21 protein-coding genes are annotated in these 21,110 nt (G+C 38.0%); 3 read left to right on the top strand and 18 right to left on the bottom strand.

Annotated elements, in window-relative coordinates:
* Positions 1 to 112: 112 nt before the first annotated feature.
* The 8 genes from H3T55_RS14020 to H3T55_RS14055 all read right to left on the bottom strand — a co-directional run bounded on the left by H3T55_RS14020 (position 113) and on the right by H3T55_RS14055 (position 5,374).
* Positions 113 to 475: a DUF3958 family protein gene (locus H3T55_RS14020; RefSeq protein ID WP_225535351.1), complete on the bottom strand. Its 363-nt coding sequence runs from the start codon at positions 473 to 475 to the stop codon at positions 113 to 115.
* 4 nt (positions 476 to 479) lie between these two features.
* Complete coding sequence (locus tag H3T55_RS14025; RefSeq protein ID WP_225535350.1) at positions 480 to 758, bottom strand: TIGR04197 family type VII secretion effector; 279 nt, start codon at positions 756 to 758, stop codon at positions 480 to 482.
* A 283-nt stretch (positions 759 to 1,041) separates the two neighbouring features.
* Positions 1,042 to 1,461: a PTS sugar transporter subunit IIA gene (locus tag H3T55_RS14030; protein WP_225535349.1), complete on the bottom strand. Its 420-nt coding sequence runs from the start codon at positions 1,459 to 1,461 to the stop codon at positions 1,042 to 1,044.
* Positions 1,462 to 1,482: 21 nt separating this feature from the next.
* Entirely contained in the window at positions 1,483 to 2,373 is an 891-nt protein-coding gene (gene murQ, locus H3T55_RS14035) for an N-acetylmuramic acid 6-phosphate etherase (protein WP_225535348.1), read from the bottom strand.
* 11 nt (positions 2,374 to 2,384) lie between these two features.
* The gene (locus H3T55_RS14040; protein ID WP_225535347.1) at positions 2,385 to 3,236 is read right to left on the bottom strand and encodes a MurR/RpiR family transcriptional regulator; all 852 of its coding nucleotides are present in this window, start codon (positions 3,234 to 3,236) and stop codon (positions 2,385 to 2,387) included.
* A gap of 16 nt (positions 3,237 to 3,252) precedes the next feature.
* The gene (locus H3T55_RS14045) at positions 3,253 to 3,729 is read right to left on the bottom strand and encodes a PTS system mannose/fructose/N-acetylgalactosamine-transporter subunit IIB (RefSeq protein WP_225535346.1); all 477 of its coding nucleotides are present in this window, start codon (positions 3,727 to 3,729) and stop codon (positions 3,253 to 3,255) included.
* A gap of 30 nt (positions 3,730 to 3,759) precedes the next feature.
* Entirely contained in the window at positions 3,760 to 4,578 is an 819-nt protein-coding gene (locus H3T55_RS14050; protein ID WP_412523585.1) for a PTS system mannose/fructose/sorbose family transporter subunit IID, read from the bottom strand.
* Positions 4,571 to 5,374 carry a PTS mannose/fructose/sorbose/N-acetylgalactosamine transporter subunit IIC gene (locus H3T55_RS14055; RefSeq protein ID WP_087640563.1) on the bottom strand — a complete coding sequence of 268 codons (804 nt, stop codon included), beginning with the start codon at positions 5,372 to 5,374 and terminating at the stop codon, positions 4,571 to 4,573. Before H3T55_RS14055 ends, H3T55_RS14050 begins: the two co-directional genes overlap by 8 nt.
* Before the next feature lie 152 nt (positions 5,375 to 5,526).
* On the opposite strand from H3T55_RS14055, the gene H3T55_RS14060 reads away from it, so the two are divergent.
* Positions 5,527 to 6,318 (top strand): sulfite exporter TauE/SafE family protein, encoded by a 792-nt coding sequence (locus H3T55_RS14060; protein ID WP_225535345.1) that lies wholly within the window; start codon positions 5,527 to 5,529, stop codon positions 6,316 to 6,318.
* Positions 6,319 to 6,403: 85 nt separating this feature from the next.
* On the opposite strand, the gene H3T55_RS14065 is transcribed toward H3T55_RS14060, so the two are convergent.
* From H3T55_RS14065 to H3T55_RS14090, 6 genes are all read right to left on the bottom strand, one after another.
* Positions 6,404 to 7,456, bottom strand: a complete 1,053-nt coding sequence (locus H3T55_RS14065) for a DUF916 and DUF3324 domain-containing protein (RefSeq protein ID WP_225535344.1) — start codon at positions 7,454 to 7,456, stop codon at positions 6,404 to 6,406.
* A 113-nt stretch (positions 7,457 to 7,569) separates the two neighbouring features.
* The gene (locus H3T55_RS14070) at positions 7,570 to 8,154 is read right to left on the bottom strand and encodes a WxL domain-containing protein (protein WP_225535343.1); all 585 of its coding nucleotides are present in this window, start codon (positions 8,152 to 8,154) and stop codon (positions 7,570 to 7,572) included.
* A complete protein-coding gene (locus tag H3T55_RS14075) occupies positions 8,155 to 8,424 on the bottom strand; it encodes a hypothetical protein (protein WP_225535342.1) in 270 nt (89 codons plus the stop codon).
* Between the two features lie 13 nt (positions 8,425 to 8,437).
* On the bottom strand, positions 8,438 to 10,843 hold the full coding sequence (locus H3T55_RS14080) for a MucBP domain-containing protein (RefSeq protein WP_225535341.1): 2,406 nt from the start codon (positions 10,841 to 10,843) through the stop codon (positions 8,438 to 8,440).
* 196 nt (positions 10,844 to 11,039) lie between these two features.
* Positions 11,040 to 12,548, bottom strand: a complete 1,509-nt coding sequence (locus H3T55_RS14085) for a helix-turn-helix domain-containing protein (protein WP_225535340.1) — start codon at positions 12,546 to 12,548, stop codon at positions 11,040 to 11,042.
* 166 nt (positions 12,549 to 12,714) lie between these two features.
* Positions 12,715 to 13,512: a TIGR00282 family metallophosphoesterase gene (locus H3T55_RS14090; protein WP_225535339.1), complete on the bottom strand. Its 798-nt coding sequence runs from the start codon at positions 13,510 to 13,512 to the stop codon at positions 12,715 to 12,717.
* A gap of 396 nt (positions 13,513 to 13,908) precedes the next feature.
* Between H3T55_RS14090 and H3T55_RS14095 the strand changes: the two genes are divergently transcribed.
* Together H3T55_RS14095 and H3T55_RS14100 are read left to right on the top strand one after the other, a co-directional pair.
* Positions 13,909 to 14,124 (top strand): helix-turn-helix transcriptional regulator, encoded by a 216-nt coding sequence (locus H3T55_RS14095; RefSeq protein WP_087640555.1) that lies wholly within the window; start codon positions 13,909 to 13,911, stop codon positions 14,122 to 14,124.
* Between the two features lie 149 nt (positions 14,125 to 14,273).
* Positions 14,274 to 14,438, top strand: a complete 165-nt coding sequence (locus H3T55_RS14100; RefSeq protein WP_176372814.1) for a beta-class phenol-soluble modulin — start codon at positions 14,274 to 14,276, stop codon at positions 14,436 to 14,438.
* A gap of 90 nt (positions 14,439 to 14,528) precedes the next feature.
* On the opposite strand, the gene H3T55_RS14105 is transcribed toward H3T55_RS14100, so the two are convergent.
* The 4 genes from H3T55_RS14105 to H3T55_RS14120 all read right to left on the bottom strand — a co-directional run bounded on the left by H3T55_RS14105 (position 14,529) and on the right by H3T55_RS14120 (position 21,087).
* The gene (locus tag H3T55_RS14105) at positions 14,529 to 18,302 is read right to left on the bottom strand and encodes a SpaA isopeptide-forming pilin-related protein (RefSeq protein ID WP_225535338.1); all 3,774 of its coding nucleotides are present in this window, start codon (positions 18,300 to 18,302) and stop codon (positions 14,529 to 14,531) included.
* A 135-nt stretch (positions 18,303 to 18,437) separates the two neighbouring features.
* The gene (locus H3T55_RS14110; RefSeq protein WP_225535336.1) at positions 18,438 to 19,052 is read right to left on the bottom strand and encodes a hypothetical protein; all 615 of its coding nucleotides are present in this window, start codon (positions 19,050 to 19,052) and stop codon (positions 18,438 to 18,440) included.
* Positions 18,982 to 20,103 (bottom strand): DUF916 and DUF3324 domain-containing protein, encoded by a 1,122-nt coding sequence (locus tag H3T55_RS14115; RefSeq protein ID WP_225550211.1) that lies wholly within the window; start codon positions 20,101 to 20,103, stop codon positions 18,982 to 18,984. The genes H3T55_RS14110 and H3T55_RS14115 overlap by 71 nt, the downstream gene beginning before the upstream one ends.
* 174 nt (positions 20,104 to 20,277) lie before the next feature.
* Positions 20,278 to 21,087, bottom strand: a complete 810-nt coding sequence (locus H3T55_RS14120; RefSeq protein WP_225535332.1) for a WxL domain-containing protein — start codon at positions 21,085 to 21,087, stop codon at positions 20,278 to 20,280.
* Positions 21,088 to 21,110: the final 23 nt, after the last annotated feature.

Below are 21,110 nucleotides of genomic sequence, written 5' to 3' on the forward strand. Positions count from 1 at the left end.
ATCTTGAGTAAACTGACTAACAGCCGCTTGTAATGCCTGAAATCCGGCCTGATAGCTTTGGCTTAACGCGCTGGCACTACTTCCTTGTGCTTTAGAAGAACCTAAGTACATATCAATACTCATCGCTGTCCTCCTTGTCTGCCAAAACTCTCTTTTTTTCATAAAATAGCTCATCTTGACGATCTTCTATTTTTCTCTGTTCTTTATGTAATTGCTCTTTTTGATCCTCTAAATGATACAAGATCCCTTGTTGCTTCTGCTTACTTTGCCACTGTAGCTCTTCTATTTCATCCCTATCTTCTCCAACAAAATGACTCAAACGATCCATCAGCTGATTTCCTTGAAAGAAAAGTTCTTGGTAATTCTCTTCGATCCTTTGTGTATCCCGTTGGACTTGGATCATTTCATCTAGCTCATGTTCGATTTTCCGTTCCTCTACTAATAAATCATCCCATCTTGACTGGTGTTCATTCATGCATTCACCTCAACCCACGCATCATTTTACGAATCGTTGCATCCGCTTCATCAAATTCCGCTGCCACGCTCTTTATATTATTGGTATCTGTTGCAATGGCTGCGCTGATCATCTGTACCATAGACTGTAACTCTTTTATCGCATTTTTGGCTGCCGTATTTCCTGAAATCGTTGATTGCTCATCTGTAACGACGGATTGCTGGCTGTTCAGGTCGTCCATCGCAGAAAAAATCTCTCTTGCGAGTTCTCCAGCAACTGCACTATTGCTACTAATTGGTTCCATCAAATCAACCTTCTTTCTTGAAAAAACTTTCATTATGACATTTATAGATTACCATAAAAATTGTTTGGCTTTTTTCAGAAATTTCGTGATAAACAACTATTTTTGATAATTATTTCATTCTTAAAAATACTTTAGTCGCACTTAGTGATATTCATATTTTTAGTGTGGTTTCTGATCACTTTGATTCTCTTAGTCATATTATTGACAATCTGTGTATAAAATAGAAATAAAAAAAGCTGAGTGCGTCCTTATCCAGAACGTTACTCAACTTTAAGATCATTAACTATTCTTCAAATCCTTCTTCTTCATCTAATTCTGGTAGTTCAATCATTTCAACCGCTTGTTGCCCAATAGTTGTTAGATAAGTAGCTAATTCATCTACATTTTCCAATGAGGAAACGACCGCTTCAATCACCATTGCTAAATTAAGTCCAGATACAACTCGTAATTGAGGATAGGTTCCCATCGCCATCATAGCAACATTGCAGGGTGTTCCACCTTTTAAATCTGCTATAACAATCATAGGAACATCTCCATTTTTTTGTAAAATCGCTTGTAGTTTAGCTTGAGTACCGCTTAAACCATCTTCTGCTTCCATTGAGACGATTTCAGCATTCGCTAGATCGCCAACAATCATTTGAGTAGAAGCAAATGTTTCCTTAGCCATATTTCCATGACTCATTAAAATTAATTTTGGTTTCATAACTTCCTCTTTTCATCACATTTATGCTAAAACTTCTGAAATACGGCCGCCATGCTCTGCTAATAATTCTTTAGCTTTAGAGTAATCCACCTTTGCTTTTGCCATAACGATCGCTGGTGCCACTTCAAAGTGAGCATTCTCTAAATATTCTTTCGCTTGTCCTTCGTCAATTTCAGCCGCTTCTTTGATAATACTAGCTGCACGCTGCATCAATTTTTCATTGGTCGGCTGTACATTCACCATCAAATTTTGATAAATGTTGCCGACTTTGATCATAATGCCTGTTGAAAACATGTTTAAAACCATCTTTTGGGCAGAGCCTGCCTTCATTCTAGTTGAGCCTGTAACAACTTCTGGACCTACGATCGGCGCAATCCCGATCTCTGCTATTTGATTCATCGGACTTACATCATTACACGTCACAGAAATAGTCAATGCGCCAACTTCTTGCCCGTATTCAATGGCAGAAATAGCATATGGAGTTCGGCCGCTAGCAGCTATTGCAATCACCACATCCTGTGCTGTTAACTGATGATTTCTCAAATCTTCAATCGCCAACTCTTTTGAATCCTCTGCCCCTTCTACCGCTTGAAACATTGCTTTTTCCCCGCCAGCTAGAAGACCAAAGGCACGCTCAGGCGAAACACTGTATGTTGGTGTCAATTCAATTGCATCCAAAGCCCCTAAACGGCCGGAAGTTCCTGCGCCGCAATAGATCAAACGACCACCCTTTTTGAATCGCTCTGCAGCTTTATCGATCGCTTCGGCGATTTTTGGTAAAACTTTTTGAACCGCTTCAGCAACCTTTTGATCTTCTTGATTGATCAAGGTGACCATTTCTAACGTCGAGACTTGGTCTATTTTTTTTGTTGCTTCATTTCTAGCTTCTGTCGTCAATTCTTCTAATTTCATCCTGCACACCCCTACTTTTCTTTCAGGCGGCTGACAAGTTTGCTCGTTTCGATCATATTTCGTTCAATTTCGGTGTCTAAATCATCTTGGATCGATCCTAGATACAGGACATCGCCTACTGCCATAGACGAAGCAATCGAAGAGATCGCCCCCACTCGAATCAGATGTTCGTTATTTGGAACGAGCAAGACTTCATCACTTAATGATTGAACGCTATCACCATCATTACTGGTAATAAAAATGACTATTGCGCCTCTTTTTTTTGCGATTTCACACGCAAGTAAGGCTTCTTTTGTCAATCCGCTATATGAGACAGCGATCAAAATATCCCGGTCAGTCGCATAGTTTAAAAACTCTAACATCATATGACTATCATAATTAAAAATTGCTTGCCGGCCTGCTCGATTAAACTTGTGATAAAGATTATACGTCGTCAAGGATGACGCACCGATTCCTACCAAATGGATTTTTTCCGCTTTTTTCACATGAGCAATAGCCCGTTGCAAGGCTTGTTTATCTACGGTATAAAATAAATCTTCGATCGTTGCATTTAATAACGACTCTACCTTCATACAAATCGTATCTACCGAGTCATCTGCTGCGATGATCGGATCGATATCTTTTTTACCATTACCGACTGCCTGTTTTGCCGCAATGGATAATTTCAACTCTTCCCAACTATCAAAACCAAGCTGTTTCGAAAAACGTGTCACAGAAGCTGGGGAGGTTTCACTATTGCTGGCAATTTCGTTAGCCGTTAGCGAGAGAAGACGGGTCGGATCCTTCAATATATAATCTGCTATTCTTTTATTTACTTTGGAAAAATCCTTATACTTTTGTCTGATTAAACGGATCGGGTCCATCTTCTCATCTCCATTTCTATTTTATAAATGTTACAACCGATTCATTCGGCTCAGACGGGATCATCTGTGCGGTGATCGTTACGCCTTGACTAATCAATCGATGAATCGTTTGTATCTCTTCTTCTGTCAATGCAACAGATTTTTTAATGGCTTTACTACCCTCTTTTTGTGATATATTGCCGATATTAAAGGTATTCAATGGTACGCCGCCATCGATCAAAGCCGCCATATCAGCAATATCTTTCGTAATCAAGAATACTTTCTCATCTTCATAATTTCCTGCTAAAATTTTTTCAATCGCTTTACGTTTTGATAAAATAGATAGCTTGACCCCCGCTGGTTTAGCCATTTTTAAAGCACCAATCTGTAATTGATCTTTGACCGCTAAATCATTCACGACCATGATTCTTTGCGCCCCTACAGTGTTGGTCCAAACTGTAGCTACTTGTCCATGAATTAAACGCTCGTCCACTCTTGCATGTACAATTGTCATACTAAATCTCTCCTATTATATACTATTTTTTTAAAATAAACTGCCGATCCAAGCTAACATTGGTTGTAAATTACCTAAAATCATACCGATAAAAATCAAGACAAAAATCAAACGTGTAGAATTCATTTTCTTTTTCCCCAATAACCAATAGGATAAAAGAACGATCCCCAATGGAATCAATGCTGGTAACACTTTATCCAGCATCTCTTGAACAGACAAAGTAACGTCCCCCATTTTATAAGTCAAATCCAGCTTATAGGTAATAACTGATGGAATCAGCCCACCGACGACCGTTAACCCTAAAATAGCAGCTCCTTGGGTAAATAGTTTCATTTTGTCAGCAAATTCTGTCGCTATTTTCTTTCCTTGATGGTACCCGATCCAAGTAAATTTATAACGTACCCATAGCACTACAGCTCCTGCAATCAGTGGAATCAGCAAACCTACGATCTGGCCTCCTTGCGCCATATAAGCTGCAATCGAAAAGACGATCGCCCGATAAATCGCAATGAAAATCGTGTCTCCTACACCCGCAAAAGGACCCATCAGACCTGTTTTAAGCCCAGTGATTGCTGTTTCATCTTTCATTCCTATTTCTTCTTCCAATGCCAGGTCTGCTCCTACGATCAAATGAGACATCGCGGGTGTCGTATTCATAAACCCTAAATGTGTTTTCAATGCTTTTTTCATCGCTTCTGGATCTTCACTATACAAACGCTTCAAGGCAGGCATCATCACCCATGAATAACCTAATCCTTGCATTTTTTCATAGTTCCAGCCCCATTGATAGCCAAAAAGGTTGCGGACATATACTTTGTTGATATCATTCTTTGTTAATTTGCTAGTCATCGATTTCAACCTCCTCATCGTCCTCATAAATGACTGTTCCGCTCGTTGTAGCAGCACCGCCTTTATTTTGATTCATCACATAAATTGCTGCTAACGCTAATCCAACCAATGCAACACCTAACACAGAGAAGAATTGTGCGCCATAAGCTAGTAAGACAAAACCAATAATGAAGTACGGCCAATAGGTTTTTATCGGCAAGTAGCGCATCAAAATAGCGATCCCCATCGCTGGTAAAATAGCTCCAGCAGCTTTCAATCCACTCATCACCCACACTGGAATCCAATTGTTGATAGCATTTACAACGTGTTCTCCAAAAGCTAGCCCAATAAAAACTGGAATCACGCGAGAAAGCGTCCATGGAAAAATACCTAATACGTTACAACGTTCTACTCCTTTATAATTGCCCTCTTCAGCATAACGGTCTGCTTTATGCTGGAAGAAAGTATTAGCCATTCTTCCTACAATATCTAGTTGTGTCAATAATAATCCGATCGGTACAGCAACACCAATTCCGTATTCAGCACCTTTACCGGAAATAATTGCGTAAGCTGTTCCCATAATCGCTCCTGATAGAAAATCAGGCACAGTTGCTCCACCATAAGTTGCAACTCCTAAAGTCATTAATTGCAATGTCGCTCCTATCATCAATCCTGTTTGAACATCCCCTAAAACTAACCCTGTAAATGTTGCAGCGAATAATGGTGTATATGGACCAATTTGAATGGAAATTTGATCAAGAACACCGACAACTGTGTACAAGCATAAAATTAAAATAATACCGATCGATACTGTCATTGCTTTTTGCCCCTTTCTTGAATACGCTTTCTTTTGACATCTGTAGAATAACACAAAAGAAATTACATTTCAATATTAATTTATTTTATATTTTTAATGAAACTAAATTTCTTTAATGATACACTATAAGAAAATGATTTGGCGGTGGTTTTATGAAGATTTTACTGATTTATTTTGTGACTGTTTTTCTGTCTAACACAGTTGGCGCTTTATCTGGCATGGGCGGTGGCGTGATCATCAAACCCGCTTTGGATTTTCTCGGATATCATTCTTTAAATACCATTGCTTTTTATTCAAGCGTAGCCGTTTTTACAATGTCGATTTCGTCTACTTACAAACAGTATCAAAATGGGATCCATATTCAATGGAACAAAGCTGTAGGCGTTTCTATGGGGTCGTTGATTGGTGGAATGATCGGTGATTTGTTGCTTAATCGAGCGTTGATAGCAACTTCGAATCAAGAACAAGTTCAAATGATCCAGTATAGTATCATGTTGATTACTTTAATTCTCGTACTGTTATATAACCAGTTCTCTGATTGGCACTTTCAATTCAAACGAAGCAGCGTCTTTGTGTTTGTGGGGCTTTTTTTGGGTATATTATCTACTTTTTTAGGTATTGGCGGTGGACCGATCAATGTAGCCTGCTTGATTTTCTTTTTCGGTATGGAAATTAAATCTGCTACGGTTTATTCCATCATCACGATTTTCTTCTCACAGCTAGCAAAATTAGGAACGATTGCTTTTTCAACAGGATTTGCAGGATTTGATTTGACGATGTTGTGGGCAATAATCCCAGCGGCTCTATTAGGAGGATATGTTGGTGGAGTATTCAGTAAAAAAATGTCTGAACAACGTGTTGCACAGTTGTATAGTTTCGTTATTTTTTTAGTCATTCTTCTGAATTCCTATAATTTGTGGATGATCGTAAAAGGATACTTATGATAATGGAAAAGACATTATTTCCTCAAAAAACAAAAATAGCCTCTACTTGCAGAATAAAAAATATGTTCTACAAGTGAGGCATTCGTTATTTTCTCTTCAATTCTTCTACTTGCGCTTTGAGTGCGTTGATTTTTTGTTGTCTCTTTCTATAAATGTAACTAATGAAAAGAAGCAGTAACAGAGCAATCACTAGAAGAAGGTACCACCAATCATTTGTTTTATTTTTATGGATATATGCTTGATCATTCAATTGTTTTGCTTCTTCAGCCTTGATCTCAAAGTCTTTCTCAAAATCCCAGGTTCTGCCTTTAGATTCTGCGTGGATAGTTAAACTATATTTACCAGGCTTAAAGGCTGTTTCTTCTAAACTTATCGGATAATCAAACTGTGAATTTGGCGCCATCTGTACATCGTTTTGACTTGTTTCATAAAGAACCGTTTTCGTATGTTTCTTTTTGATTTTTGCGCTTAAGTTCAAACGATTCAAATAAGCAGCTTCAGGGTTTTCTAACTGAGCAAATACAACATTGCGATCATTGACTTGTCCTAAGCGAATATCTGCTAATTGTAGATCAGAAGGAACTTCCTTTTCACCGTGTAAAACCAACGCAATAACATAACCGAATCGATTGTTGATCGTCACATCTGCGTTCGAGTCTTTTGGATGTTCATTATCTTCACTTGTAAAAACCAAACCGCCGGATAATATACCAGAAAACGCTTGTTTTGGCATCGTGATCGTATAATCTACATTTTGTGTCTCATGTGGAGCTAAGGTGATTTTTTTAGTTGTTGTCTGAACAAGCTGGCTTAAATCATAAGGTAGTTTCACAGACTTATTTTGTTCACTATTGATATATTCTACAACCCCATTTGTATTCGTTGTTGCCGTTTTGACTGCTGTATCGATCATCAAAGCTTCATTTGACCGATTCGTCACTGCAACTTTGACTGTATGCTGTTCCTCTGGTTTCAAACGTAGATCAAAGTATGTTTTCGTTGTATCCACTTGTGCAGAAGAAGGTACAGCTTTGACTTCATATTCTGCTTCTTGCGCCCAGCCCGACATTGTTCCTGTAAAACTGATGCAAATAAATCCCATTACCAGCATCACCATACTAAGTACTTTTTTCAACATATCGATTCCTCCATTTTTTGTTCCTATGTATAAATTTATCTTCCATAAAAAAAGATAGCCGGGCATAACGCTCAGAGTTACAGCCCAGCCGATCTTACCTGAATAAACGATGATTAACTATTTTCTGGTTGATCTAAAAGTGTCCAAGTCAGCGTTGTTTCATATTGTTTCGCTACTTTTGTTGTTTTACCTGGAACCTCCAAAGTTACCGCATCTTTAGCAAAACTTTCGATCGTCACACCATTTCCCTGTTCCGCAGCTGCTGCTAAAATCGTCGTTCCTGAACCATCTGTATTCAATACAACATCTGTTTTGACAGTTGCTGAGCTTGATGAATCTGCTGAAATCGTCGGTGTTTTTAATGTCACTTGGGCATTCGTCAATTCCTTTTCATCCGCTTTAAACTGCCCGTTTTGTGCAACTTGGACAGTCCAGCCAGCTTCTGTTCCGCGAATATCTTGGACCGTAGTTATTGTTTCTGCTTTGTTTTTATAGACTTCGTCTTTTGCTGAAATAGGGTTAGAACCAAAGTCAAAATCCGCAACATTGACTAAAGTCAATGCGCCTTCTGTCGGTGTTGTGAAGCCTACATCGCTTTTTGAGTCTTTATTGTCAGCTTCTTCGGCATTAGCAAGTACACTAGTACTTAACACCATCATAACTGCTACTATTCCTACTAAAATTTTGTTTGCTTTCATCTAAATTCGCTCCTCGTATGTTAAATTTCTATATGCAAACATTCCAATTGTTACCATTAGAATGGATATGCCTGTTTTTACTGCCGATCCTGTCGATTGCTTTTCTCCTGTAAGAGGTAAGTTCTGACATTTTTGTTCTTCTTTTTCTACTTCATAAAAACCCACTGTTGCTTTTCCATTTGCAGCATATACATCAGCTGTAGTTACTGTTTGACTAAGACAAATACCAATTAGAAGCAAATAGCCAAATCCTTTTTTTCTACTGTTCACATCCGTACTCCTATCATTCATTTGCAACAACATCGTACAGTTCCCAACGAATTTCTCCTGAATAGCGATCAGCTCGTGCTTCACCTGACTTCACCTTGACCTTCAAGCCCTGTTCAGAAGTTTTCCATCCTTGACTGACATTACAATCATCATGCGTTGTTGTCACCGCTGAATGGATAACTGTGGATGTATTTGACTGCAATGTCTGAGTTTGGCTACCATTCGTGTAAACTAATGCATCTGGTAAAACGGCTTGAGTATGCTCACCTGTCAACGGTTTATTTAATGTCGCACGTAACTGCCAATTAGAACCCAGCGTTCGTGTATCCTTTACGACGATATCCTGATCCATCGATTCAACCGCGTATTCTTTATTTTCTACAGACAACTCATGAGTCCCAAAGCTAAGCTGTTCTGGAACAGACGAAAAGGCAAGATGTCCCTGGTAACAGTAAATAACTGTTTGGTCTGTACTAGAAATAGTTCCTTCAGCATTTTCCGGCTGCTTGATCAGTGTATAACCCGAGATGATCTCTGCCTTTGTCTGGTAGTTCATTCCGATTCGACCTGTTATATTTTTTAGGGGTGCTATCTCCTGCCCGTCCTCATTTACATATTTTACTGTCACCGGTTTTCCTTCAATAAAATCTGTCTCGAGCAACGCTTCGTTACTCGTTTTTTCCTCTTCATTTAAAGCTACAGCCGCCGTATTCGGAATCAGAAGCTTATCGATAGTAGCATCTGCTAAAATTTCTTGAGCAACTTGTATACTGCCAACTAGATCAATGGTATATGTCTTCCCGTAAAAACCACTATCTTCTAAGCTCTCAGCATTGGCCGAAATCCTCAGTTCATTCGTCTCATTTTTAGTTATCGTAAATCGATCGGTCACCTCAGTCCCCAGCTCGTCTTTTATCACAATATCTTGGGCAGACACTGCCAATTCGGGTGCTAGCTGATCTGTGATTTCTACACTATGGATCGGTTTTTGTTGAGAATAGGCAGGAAGTTTTTGCGAAATACGGTACAATAGCGTTTTCTCAGAGCCAATATAATCAAAACGACTACCTGTTTTGATCGGCGCTTCCAGCTCCTCTCCGCCAACAATATCTCCCAAATCTGGAAAGTCATTGTAATCAAACGTAGCATCACTTTCCTCCGCACTGATCGACATATTTGTATGAATATCATGTCCTGAAATCACACTCCCAAGCACTTTCCCTTGTGTATCGTCAAGAAAGACAGAAGCTTTTGGAGCGAAAACAGTGCCCATAAATAAAGAAGCGTTGCTTCTAAATTGAATTTCCTGCTCTTCATCATTGAAATTATGAATAAGATGCGTTGCTACTTTATACGTTCTTTCTTTTAACTCTGATGGAATCGTATGACTGTCTGATTTGACTAATGGTATTTCTTTATCTGCATATTTTCCTTCAAAAAAGACACCCTGGTTTCCTTCAAATTTATATTCTTCATCCCCAGGCAAGCTTGGGTATGCAGCCGCATGAAAAAAGGTACTGCCGCTAAAATTGAAGGTTGGAAAATGTTTATAATTAAGAATCAAGTATGGAGTAGGCATCGTTTCTGGATCATAATTCGTATAGTTGATCGAAATATCCTGTGCACGTTCAAAATGATCGATTTGACCATCTACATCTACAATGATCACTGCTTGATTTGTTGCCCCTTTTTTCAAAGCTACGTTGATTTGAATCGCAAACTGGCCGCCCCAATCATTTGGATTGACGACTTTTTGCTCTGTATTGATTTCTGCTGTCTGAACAGCTGAATTGAATATGATTTTTTGGTTCGAGTCTGTCAGTCCTGCGTAATAGTCACTGATCGATTGGATATTTTCTGTTATTTGAGAAAAGTTGGATATATTATTATCTGCAAAGGAAGGAAAAGATTGCACCGAATCTTGATAAAGTCGTTCAGAAAAATTTTGCTTCAGATCAGGATAATAGTTTAATGCTTCCGTCAATTCATTTTCTGTTGGCGCATTCTCTATGTAATAATGTAATTGCTCTTTATTGGTATACCGAAAGCTGCTGTCATTGGCATACCAACGAATCATATCCTCACCGCTGATTTTCTCAGAAACAACTGATGGATCCAATTGATCTAACGCCCAGTCATTTTGTGCGCTCTGATAGTTTTCAAAAGCACTCTTAGCTAGACCTGATGAACCTGTTGAAGTGATATTTCTAGCTAAAAACTGCCCCACTATCTGCTTGTCCTGAAGTTGATCCGTATTGAAATACAATGTTCCGCCAGCAGTTAAATTCGTCTTAGTCGAGATACCTAAAGGATAGCCCGCAGGCGGTGTCGCTGCTGTAGCGAAAACATGATCTGCCCAACTCAAATGACCTAGTATAAGGAAGGCCAAAAAGAAAATATGTACTCTAATTTTCCTCATCATACACCTCTACTATCTCTAATAATGTGCATAAAAACACAAGTGTTTATTCACATATGAAATAATACATTTTTTTTCAGAAAGTGGCTGTATATTTTTGAAACAGTTTGTTTCAATTTCAAAAAACATACTAGAACCATGATGAAAAAACAGTTTTATCTGCCTGATCATGTGATTCTAGTATGTTTTTTGTATATCATAGGCTTAGAAATAATTCCCTGTAAAAAATTTGGTTGATCATATCGATCATTTTTCCCCATTGCTCAGGGTTTAGCTGTTCGTCAAAGTAAAAGTGCTCCGTTTTTGGATCAATGTTTTCATAAGAATCTGAAATGACCAAATCTGCTGCCAGTACGTCGCTGGTAAATATGATCCGCTCATGATTATAAACATCTAAAATAATCTTCTTGATTCCTTCAGCCAAAATCAAATTATTATTAAAAATCACACAGATCAATAAACTGCCAGCCTTTTTGTTTAGGTAGATCCCTGAATAAAGCGTCAAGGTCAGAATAGACAATACACCACTGAGCGCTTGCTTTTTGATCTTTGGATAAAACTCTTGACGCTGAATGATCGTGGTGATTTTCTGAAATGTCTCCACATTTTTCTCATCATAGTCGATCATAGAATGAAAGGAAAGATCATTTCGATAATAACCAGAAATATCAATCGTGATATGCTTGATATAAATAAGCAATATAAGCAAATAAAAATAAAATATCGTATAGCCTTCCTCTGAATAGTTTAAGTCAAATTCTATTCTTATTTCCTCTATCAACTTTGTAGTATGTTTAGCAATTTCAAGTGATGAGTGTTGGTAGGCTTCCACGATTTTCTTTCTTGTCTCAGGCGAATCTAAATTGTAGATCAAGCCTCTAGTTGCAAACAGCAATAATGCCCGTTCTTTTTGGTATTGTTCTGTTGAGACATGCTGTTTCAATATGGGCAATATCACCAGTTCTTTATTATCAAAGTAAGCAATATCTGCTAAAAAATCTTCCGAAAGAGCGACATAATTCTTTTGCCAAAGTGCTCTTCTAAGGGTGATCAGTTGGATAAATCGTAATTTTGCCTGCTGAGAATCTGATAAAGAATCTGCATGGTCAAAATAGTGTTCAAAGTCTTTGATCTCCAACCACGCTTCAGGATAATTTTTATTATCAAACGATGTAGATTTAAAAACAGACCAATAGGAATAAAAACAAAATAGTCGCACACCGATTTCATTTCCTATTAACGGACTGGATATCTCTTCAAACGAAATTTTTCCGCCAAAGGGAATCAGCATTTCCTTTAACACCCGCAATTGTTTATACACTGATGAGCTGCTCATATGCATATCCAGTGCCATTGCATCGATCGATGGATAATTTTTTTTCAGTAAGGTATCCAACAAGAAAAATATTCCGCTTTTTTGAACGTAAAATAGATGGATATAATCGATCAAATAACCGATACTAAACGTTTTTTCAGTCTGAATCTGATAGGTACCCGTATGACTATTTTGGATCAAATGAACATTATCCTCAAAGGCATCCTCTACCTCTGCTGCTAGATCATGTATATATCGGCTGAGGGTACTCTTGGTCAGATGATAGGTGTCCAGTAATTCATTGAAGCTTAGCCCATTCTTTGCGAAAACAATTGCCTTGAATAACTCGAACTTCATCCGCTCTTTTTTTCCCATGAAAGAATTTCGCATCGTGGTCTCCTTATGATCAGCTATTTTTTTCCGTTCAAATATTTCTCTATTATTATAGAATACTTTGCGTTACTCTTGTGTAAAAATGCTCAAGGAAAAACAGACAAAAAAGAACGACTCTCCTCGTCACGTACAAGTAACAGCCGCTCAACTCCAACTTATTCAATTATTCTTCAAATGGACGATCTTCGCTGATTTGTATCGGCTCAATTTTTTTTGCTTGCCCTGTTTGATCATCAATATCAATGATACATGCTGATAAAATACTGCGTCCTTCTTCAACAACTTCAAATCGTTTTGGTAATGCTGTTAAGAATTTTTCAATGACCGGTCCACGCTTCATGCCTAAAATGCCATCATAGGGACCTGTCATACCAACATCACTTAAAAAAGCGGTTCCTGCCGGCAGAATACGTGCATCATTCGTTTGTACATGTGTATGTGTGCCTATAACAGCACTGACTTTTCCATCTAAAAACCAGCTCATAGCTTGTTTTTCACTGGTTGTTTCTCCATGAAAATCAACAAAGATCAACGGTGTTCTTTTGCGTGCTGCTGCGACTAATTCTTCTGCTTTACGGAACGGATCATCGATATCTGCCATAAACACTCGAGCCTGCATATTGATCACTGCTAACTCAAGCTGATTGACCTTCACGAAAACCATCCCTTGTCCTGGGGTACCTTCTGGAAAATTGGCTGGACGGATCATCTTTTTTGCCTCATCGATAAACTCGAAAATATCCTTATTATCCCACGTATGATTGCCTAAAGTCACCACATCTACACCATCTTGTAAAAATTTTTTATAGATTTTCCCAGTGATCCCTCGACCAGATGCAGCATTTTCTCCGTTCGCAATCGTTACTTGCGGACGGTATTTTTTCTTTAGTTTAGGTAAATAAGTACTGATCGTCTCACGCCCCATTGAACCAACAACGTCGCCTATAAATAATATACGCAAAAAATTTCCTCTTCTCTTTTGATTTCTATGTCTCATTATAGAGGTTTTTAAATTGGAATAAAAGGACTTATTCACTATTTTCTATCTAAGCAGTATCACAGACAACTTTCTTTATAAAAATTAGAATTCTTCAATGGAAGCTAGACACTAAAACTAAATCTAAACAAACTTTTTGTTTTTCTATAAAAACTATTGATAAACTATTTATAATATTTTGGATATTTGATATTATTACTAAAGGGAAGATATTTGGTATACTTTGATATGTATATGAAGAAACGATCATCTTTTGGAGCAAGGGATCACTTTGATCAAAATTCTTAATGTTATGTCTTCTTCTATTACGATCATAAGTAATGCATTTCTTATTTTATACTTTAAAAAGAGGGAGAGTCCATGAGAAAAAACAGTAAAAACCCAAACAAGCTACAAGAAGTCCGCAGTACCTGTGATATCACACAAGAAGAACTTGCAGATCAAGTCAATGTTTCGATCCAAACGATTCAAAGTATTGAAAAGGGCAGATATAAACCTTCTGACTCTTTAGCGTTTAGTATCGCCAGTTTTCTAAATAGAGAAGTCAGTGATATTTTTATGCAATCTCAAGGATAATAAAGATGATTTTTTCAGTTTACTGAATTTTATCCGATTATGACCCTGTTTTGCCAACTTTTTCTCTCTTTTTAGCCCTCTTCTTACAAAAAACAGATGTATAACAAAAAGTACTATCTATATACTGTTTTATGAAGGGAGGAGAGAGAATGGCATTACAGGGATTATTCGACTCGATTCGTGCAGTTGTTCAAAGTGCGATGTATGGAGATTGGATGCATTTGGGATTAAGTATTGTTGATATCGTTCAAAATGCACTTGGTATTACATTTGAATTAGCCTATACCTTGCTACGAATGTTAGGATTGGCTTAAGCATTTCATGTAAGATACTAAAAATAGAGGCGAAGTTATCTACCGATGCTTCGTCTCTATTTTTGTATACTGTCCAATCTAAGAACAAGGTTATGGTTCTTGGATAATTTCCCAGGTCACTTCACCTGTATATTCTTCAGCTAATGTTCCTTTCGCCGGAACCTCCAATTTAAATCCTTGATTCTTGTTTTCAGCTTTATCTAAGATAAAATTGAATTCTTTTTTCGCTTTATCGTTAGTGTCTTGCTTATTATTCACCAGTTCACCACCGGTACCGTTCAAGGTGATATTGTTTGTACCGTTTTGATAAATCAGTCGTGCATCTTTCAACACTTTATTTCCAGCTGTCGTAAATTCTTTTGATAAGAACGCGTTCAACCGAATATTCCCTCTAGTCTTAGCTGCACTGGTCGCCCCGCTACTTGTGATTTGGCGATTATCTCTTAACGCTACTTCAAAATCATCTGTACTATCATAGGCAAGTACCTGTTCAAACGGCGAAACGAATCCTGTTTCAAAGGTCAATAAATCTGGAACAGTCAAAGTCAGCAGTCCTTCATATTTATAGTAGACCTCTTCACTGTCATAAGGAAATACAGCTGCTTCTTCTGTTCCTGTGACTTTTCCTTGATCAAAATTCAAGAAACGATAATCTGCACTTTCTGTATTCATTTTTGCCAGCTGCTCTTTCACTTCTTTTTGTTCTTTTAGATTGATCGTTGAACCATTACCGCCTGTAATCGTTATCGGCGTGACCGTTTCGATATCCGTCCCATCCTGATACGTAAAATGAACCACGATTTTACCTTCTTTGACGTAGGAAATCGTCAATTTGTTTTCCTGTGTCGGTGACAGGACGATCTCTTTTCCAGGCTCGCTGTATTCTTCATTTGATAAATAACCGTCCGGTGCTTTGATTTCTTTCAATGTATAATTCGTTACGACATAGTCTTTTAAAACGATTTGACCATTAGCGTTCGTCGTAACCGTATCTACAAGCTTGCCATTCTTATCGATAACTTCATAAGTCGCACCTGCGACCGGTTTGTTCGTGACAGAATCAACTGTATTGATCGTCATATCCTTCAAAATCAGATTTCCACCGCCGCCAGCACCAGAGTTATCGATATCGAATTTTCCTGACCAGTAGTTTGACATATAATTTTGTGTCGTAACACGATTATCATAGTTAGTAAATGGATGCGTAGCCCCACCACCAGAATAGCTTTTGGTTCCGCTCGTATTAAAACTCCATGTCGTTTTTACGATCAAGCCATTTTTGAGTTGGTCGTCGTTGATGTTTACATACCAATTAGAATAACTGCTACCGATAGAAACTGCCGATGTCGGTAGAGGATTTCCATCTCCATCCGTGACCTCTCTTAGACTTGGCAATTCCCTCATTTCGTTTGCTGGTACCATCGAGGCGATCGTGACTTGTGTTCCTTTTATCAAAGCAAAGCCATTATTTTTTTTGATCGTCAATGTCGCCTCTGAAATATTTGCATAGGTTTGACTCGTAGCAAATGTGAAGCTAGCCGGCAGTCGGTTATTGAAATACAGCCGTGATGTTTGATTGACAGGATCCGTATTTTCATTCATTTGGGTAAGTTTTACATTGTCACTAGCAACATTATAATAGTTATTTTTGGCGAAAGTAAAACTAACAATGATCGGTTTCGTCAATTTCTTATTTTTTATAACCAGTTGACCGTTTTCTATTTTTAGCTCTGGGTACTCTTCATTGTCAGAAGTGATCTCGTCGCCCAACAACAAGTTGCTATAGTCAGTAGTAGAAAATTGCTTCACCGTATTGACCGAGAATTTCCCATCTAAAATACTTACATCTAAGCTTTTAAAATTGGCTACTATCTCATTGTTGGACATTGTAGCTCCACCAGGATTGATCAATAGTTTCACTTGATTGACTGGTTGTTCTTTCAAGAGTTCTGTCGTTGAATTTGAATTATTTTTACTAAGCAAAAATGGTGCATTTGTAATAAGATAGCTTGGTACATACGCATAACCTACTGTAGGAAATTCTTTTTCATCTGAAGAAGCAAATTTAAGCTTTGGAGTGATCGTATTCGTTGCACGTGAATACAATTTATCCACTGTCAGTAAATCGACTTCCGTACTGTAAGTAATCGTCAATTTCTCTTTGACCGTTTTCAAAAATTTGATCTCAAAAGAATCTGGTTTAGTTACTAACTCATAATCAGTTCCTTCGACTAGCTCTTTTTGTATCAGACTTTTTCCAAAGGGAACAGAGGTGATCTTCAGATTATTTAGTGTTCCAGCTTTAACACCATTTCCAAAAGTATCTGTGATTTTAGTGACTTCTTGATACAGAGAATTGACGGTTGCAGTCCAATTGATCACACTTTTATCTGTATTGAAGGTTCCTGTTTTTACATTATTGTCTTGGCCTTTAAATGCTGTTCCTCCACTAGTTTGATAACCATTTCCTGAAAGAACAAAGCGACTATTGTACGGCTTCGTTACTGTTTCGTCCATCCCCACATAAATATCTAATCCAAATGTGTCTGTTGTATCTTCGCCTAAATACGTCAATGTGATTTGTCCAAAGACATCACTAGTGACTTCCCAGTTACTGATCCCCTTCTTAGTCCCTTCAACGATCGACCCATTCGCATTGAATGTTACCTTATACTCTTGAGCTAACTTGGTGTCGATTGCTACTAACGCTGGATCACCTTCATTCGTCAAGGTAAAGCTGTCCCCTTTTTTCAACGATTGATTGGTTCCATTGATATAGATCGGTGTCTTAACGATTCGTTCGTTGTCTTTGACATTGGCGTCATAGATGATCGTTCCTAAGCCTAAATAGCCTAATTCGACGACTCTAAAATTCAAATAGAATCTACTGAGCGAAAGATAACTTTCTGTTGTTGCCCCTTGATAGACCCAAAAGGAGATCGCTGTTGAAATAGAGCCTGTTTTCCCGTTTGAGATCGGGTTGAAGCCAGTATAATCAAACGTTACTTCGCCTTCAGATACTTCTAATGCTTCATGGAAGCGTTCGTTGAACTTCAACTGAGCAGAACCAGCTGTTTTAGGAACAACAGTAAAGTCTTCACCGATCTTTAGTTCCTTTTTTTCTCCGATTCGATCCCCATTGATCGTTGTTTCATACGTATAAAATTTATATGAATTAAGATCATGCGTCGCGTTGACATAACCATCTGTCCAGTAACTTGGGAGTAATTTTTGACCCCAGTCTACCTGAAGCATGTTTTGAGATAGATCAACGTGCATATAATTGACATTCATTTCAGGAAATTTACCGCCCCAATCAGGCATCAGGCTGACCTCGTTGTCTTCTTTATCGAATGTCTTACCATATACGTAGTTGCTGGTATCTTTCACATAGAGATGAAAGATATAGTTGGTTGGTGTTTGTGTTTCAAATGGCATCTCTTGTTTTGAATTTAGCGAGGTATCAAAATTGATCCGTGTCACTAAATCTAAATTATATTCAGCTGACTGTACGTCTTTGACCATAGTCAATGTCAGTTTTCTGGTCGTTGGATCGATCTTGTATACCGCCGTATCACTTAATTCACCTTCAATTACCGCTGAATAAGTAAATCCTTGCGGTAATGTGGTTTCAAATGTATCACCGACTTTATAATCCTTATTGGTGAACTTGAAATTCATCGTTACTTTCACTTCTGAATTATTTTTCAGGTAGTCTTCTTGTTTCATCACTCGGTTTTTTTCTGCTGGAACGATGATTTTGACACTTTGAAAAATATTGTCTGTGATTGCTCTTGTTGCTTTTATTTCTTGTGCTTGAAGCTTATTTTTTGCACTTAAGGAGGTCATTAAAATAAAGCTCATTATTAAACTAACCCCTAAAACCATCAAAGAGAGAATATACTTTTTGTTTTTCATGTTAAGTATTGAAATAATAGCTATTTCAATGGTTCACTCCTCTCATTTCGTTCGATAAATAACAACAACCCTTGTTTATTTTCATTTTACATATGCAAATTCAATCCGTTCATTTGAAAAATAGCTACTGTTTAAAAATAGTTTTTCTTGTTTTTTATCCCAGTGAATATTTTCCAATGTCACATGCACAACTTTATTTAAATCAGGCTGTGATTGAATTTTTTGAATCCCCTTTTGTGTATATTGTAATGTGAGCTCTTTATCTGTTTGTTTAGAAACTATATATAGATCTGATTTTTTTTCCAGCTCATCAAGTTCCTCTTTAGAAAAATCAGCCTTGTTTATTTTCATCAATAATTTCACTTGGTCACCCTCATACGTGTTGATACCAGCAGCCTTCCAAGTACCTGCGTATAGCAAAGACAAGCCTTTGTTTTGCTGATAATTTGGAATCGTCAGCTCCCAGGACCGACCTGTACTTCTCAACTTCAGTGTTTCATCAGTTGATGCCCAATGGCCCTCGATCTTTGCAGTAAACGGGTAACAGAGATAGCCTGCGAAACCTCCAGCAATCACTACAAGAATAAGCAAACAAAGCGTCACATAAAAAGCCAATGGATAGTGCTTATTTTCGTTTAGCTCTTCCTGATTTTCCAGAAGCGGCTCCATTTGTTGGTCGTTGTTTTCGTTTGTCATGTTCTTTTCCTTTTTTACGCTTTTTTTGTCGTGCCCGTTTTGCTGCTGCCTTACGTTTTTTCTTTTTCTTAGATAAGATGACCAAGACAATGATCAAAATGATCACTAATAAAACAAATGCTGCAGCACCGATGATCACATATAGTAAATAGTCTTTTTCTAAATCAACTGCTTGCTCATTTAACTCTCTTGCTTCTTTAGAACTGATCACAAATTCTTGATCAAATGTCCACTCTTGTCCTGTATCTTCTGATTTCGCTTTTACCTTAGCGGTATATGTGCCAGCCGCAAACGGCTGATTTTCCCAACTTATCGGGATATTATAATTGGTGTTCGGCGCAACGCGATAGCCTTTCACTTTTGTTTCATGAAGTGGCGTGCTGTCGCCTTTTTTACTGACAGAGGCTTCATAAGATACGTTGTCGATGATCGTCGCTGTTGGATTTTGTAAATTGATTTTGACTGTATTACGTCCAGCAACTTGAGAGGCAAATACTTTCTTGATCTTCAGCTCTGATTTGGGCAGATCATCTGATTCCCTTAACTGAATTGCGACTGAATAGGCAAAATTATTCGAGATATTAAACCCCTGTTTTGACTCGCCCGTTTCCTGTTCCTTCGTATCTGCGCTGGTGACACGAATCGCTCCAAGAATCAACCCTTCAAAAGGCTCCTCAGGAATTTCCAGCTTCACTTTTGTCACAGTCGTGCCCTTTGCCGGAATACTGACCGTCTGCTCTGATGCAGCAATACTGGATAGAGGAAATTTTAGGGAAGAATCTTTGTTTGTATCATCCTCTGTATAAACAAATGAACCCCCATCTCCAGTGTAAGCAGGATTGATCTCTATGTTGACTGTTGCATCTTTTTCCCCTTGGTTATACAGTTGAAAAGAAAGTTCTTGCTTTTCTCCTGGTTTGACTTTCAAATCATAGTAACCTGCATCTTTGGCGATCTGGTTGTCCGGTAAAATCGCTTTAACGGAAATCGGCACTTCTGCTCCATATGCTGGAGAAAACGACACTAGAAAAGTCAAGCTTAAAAAAAACATGACTTGAAAAAACAAGTACGCTGATTGGTTTTTTACTCTCATAATTTTATCCTTTCTAACAAAATCGAGGTCGGTAAAATACGATTGTTTCTAAATGATTTTTCCTACCGTTTCATTTCGCTTCAATTCATTTAGACCCGATGGTAACTATCCGACCCCAATCACACACTACATTTATGGTTCTACTGTTAATGTCCAGTTTAGTTTAGCGCTGTAAGACTTCGCTTGTACCCCATCGCTTTGCGGAACATTCAGTTTGACATCCGCATTTTTATCCGTTAGCGCTGGCGAATCTGTCTTGCCGTAATTTGACTCGTCATACTCTTTTTGGAAAACAACAGAACTGATCGTTCCATTTGTTGTGGTTTGGTCAGTTTTACCAGCTTTTGATGTCAATACCGCGATTGCTCCAGTTGTATCTGACCCTTTTACAGGAATTTGAACTGCAGAATCACTTGGAATCGTCAACCCTGTCACAACATCCGCTACACTTGTTTGGACATTATTTGTCAATGTTTGGTTATAAACATTGATTCTAGAAGCTTTCAAGGAATGGCCTCCAGTTTCTTTAAACAATGAATCTTGTTCTACTGTGACTGTCCATGCTGTTCCTTGAACCCCTGAAACGTCACCGACTTGAACAAAATGCGGGATGGAATATTTAGTAGTATCTCCTGATTTTTGGTAATGCTCATAAATCGCATCATAATTTTTTGTATCGACACTTGTTTCATTGTTTCCAAAATCAAAATCTGGTACGTGCATTAGTTGAACATTCTCTACCGTTACACGTTCATTATTCCCATCGACCATATCGATTTTTTCGTCAGTTCCCGGTTTGATCGTATTGATATCTCCTGATTGGGGAACAAATGATGCTTTCCCATCTGTTTTTACGGCGCCAGTTTCTGCAGAAGCTGATACTGAAAAGCCCAACACTCCCACCGCAATTAAACTTAGACTTAAAATTTTAGTTGTTTTCATTTTTTCTGCTCCTTTTCTTCTGA

Origin of the sequence: Enterococcus sp. S22(2020) (assembly GCF_020295385.1) — a bacterium.
Taxonomy (GTDB): Bacteria; Bacillota; Bacilli; order Lactobacillales; family Enterococcaceae; genus Enterococcus_L; species Enterococcus_L dunnyi.

What these genes read in the sequence shown, in the direction of transcription:
- H3T55_RS14100 (WP_176372814.1), top strand. Translation starts at nt 14,274, where the DNA reads ATGGCATTACAGGGATTATTCGACTCGATTCGTGCAGTTGTTCAAAGT.
- H3T55_RS14120 (WP_225535332.1), bottom strand. Translation starts at nt 21,087, where the DNA reads ATGAAAACAACTAAAATTTTAAGTCTAAGTTTAATTGCGGTGGGAGTG.
- H3T55_RS14080 (WP_225535341.1), bottom strand. Translation starts at nt 10,843, where the DNA reads ATGAGGAAAATTAGAGTACATATTTTCTTTTTGGCCTTCCTTATACTA.
- H3T55_RS14040 (WP_225535347.1), bottom strand. Translation starts at nt 3,236, where the DNA reads ATGGACCCGATCCGTTTAATCAGACAAAAGTATAAGGATTTTTCCAAA.
- H3T55_RS14025 (WP_225535350.1), bottom strand. Translation starts at nt 758, where the DNA reads ATGGAACCAATTAGTAGCAATAGTGCAGTTGCTGGAGAACTCGCAAGA.
- H3T55_RS14115 (WP_225550211.1), bottom strand. Translation starts at nt 20,103, where the DNA reads ATGTTTTTTTTAAGCTTGACTTTTCTAGTGTCGTTTTCTCCAGCATAT.
- H3T55_RS14030 (WP_225535349.1), bottom strand. Translation starts at nt 1,461, where the DNA reads ATGAAACCAAAATTAATTTTAATGAGTCATGGAAATATGGCTAAGGAA.
- H3T55_RS14095 (WP_087640555.1), top strand. Translation starts at nt 13,909, where the DNA reads ATGAGAAAAAACAGTAAAAACCCAAACAAGCTACAAGAAGTCCGCAGT.
- H3T55_RS14105 (WP_225535338.1), bottom strand. Translation starts at nt 18,302, where the DNA reads ATGAGCTTTATTTTAATGACCTCCTTAAGTGCAAAAAATAAGCTTCAA.
- H3T55_RS14055 (WP_087640563.1), bottom strand. Translation starts at nt 5,374, where the DNA reads ATGACAGTATCGATCGGTATTATTTTAATTTTATGCTTGTACACAGTT.
- H3T55_RS14060 (WP_225535345.1), top strand. Translation starts at nt 5,527, where the DNA reads ATGAAGATTTTACTGATTTATTTTGTGACTGTTTTTCTGTCTAACACA.
- H3T55_RS14020 (WP_225535351.1), bottom strand. Translation starts at nt 475, where the DNA reads ATGAATGAACACCAGTCAAGATGGGATGATTTATTAGTAGAGGAACGG.
- murQ (WP_225535348.1), bottom strand. Translation starts at nt 2,373, where the DNA reads ATGAAATTAGAAGAATTGACGACAGAAGCTAGAAATGAAGCAACAAAA.
- H3T55_RS14110 (WP_225535336.1), bottom strand. Translation starts at nt 19,052, where the DNA reads ATGACAAACGAAAACAACGACCAACAAATGGAGCCGCTTCTGGAAAAT.
- H3T55_RS14045 (WP_225535346.1), bottom strand. Translation starts at nt 3,729, where the DNA reads ATGACAATTGTACATGCAAGAGTGGACGAGCGTTTAATTCATGGACAA.
- H3T55_RS14085 (WP_225535340.1), bottom strand. Translation starts at nt 12,548, where the DNA reads ATGCGAAATTCTTTCATGGGAAAAAAAGAGCGGATGAAGTTCGAGTTA.
- H3T55_RS14050 (WP_412523585.1), bottom strand. Translation starts at nt 4,578, where the DNA reads ATGACTAGCAAATTAACAAAGAATGATATCAACAAAGTATATGTCCGC.
- H3T55_RS14070 (WP_225535343.1), bottom strand. Translation starts at nt 8,154, where the DNA reads ATGAAAGCAAACAAAATTTTAGTAGGAATAGTAGCAGTTATGATGGTG.
- H3T55_RS14065 (WP_225535344.1), bottom strand. Translation starts at nt 7,456, where the DNA reads ATGTTGAAAAAAGTACTTAGTATGGTGATGCTGGTAATGGGATTTATT.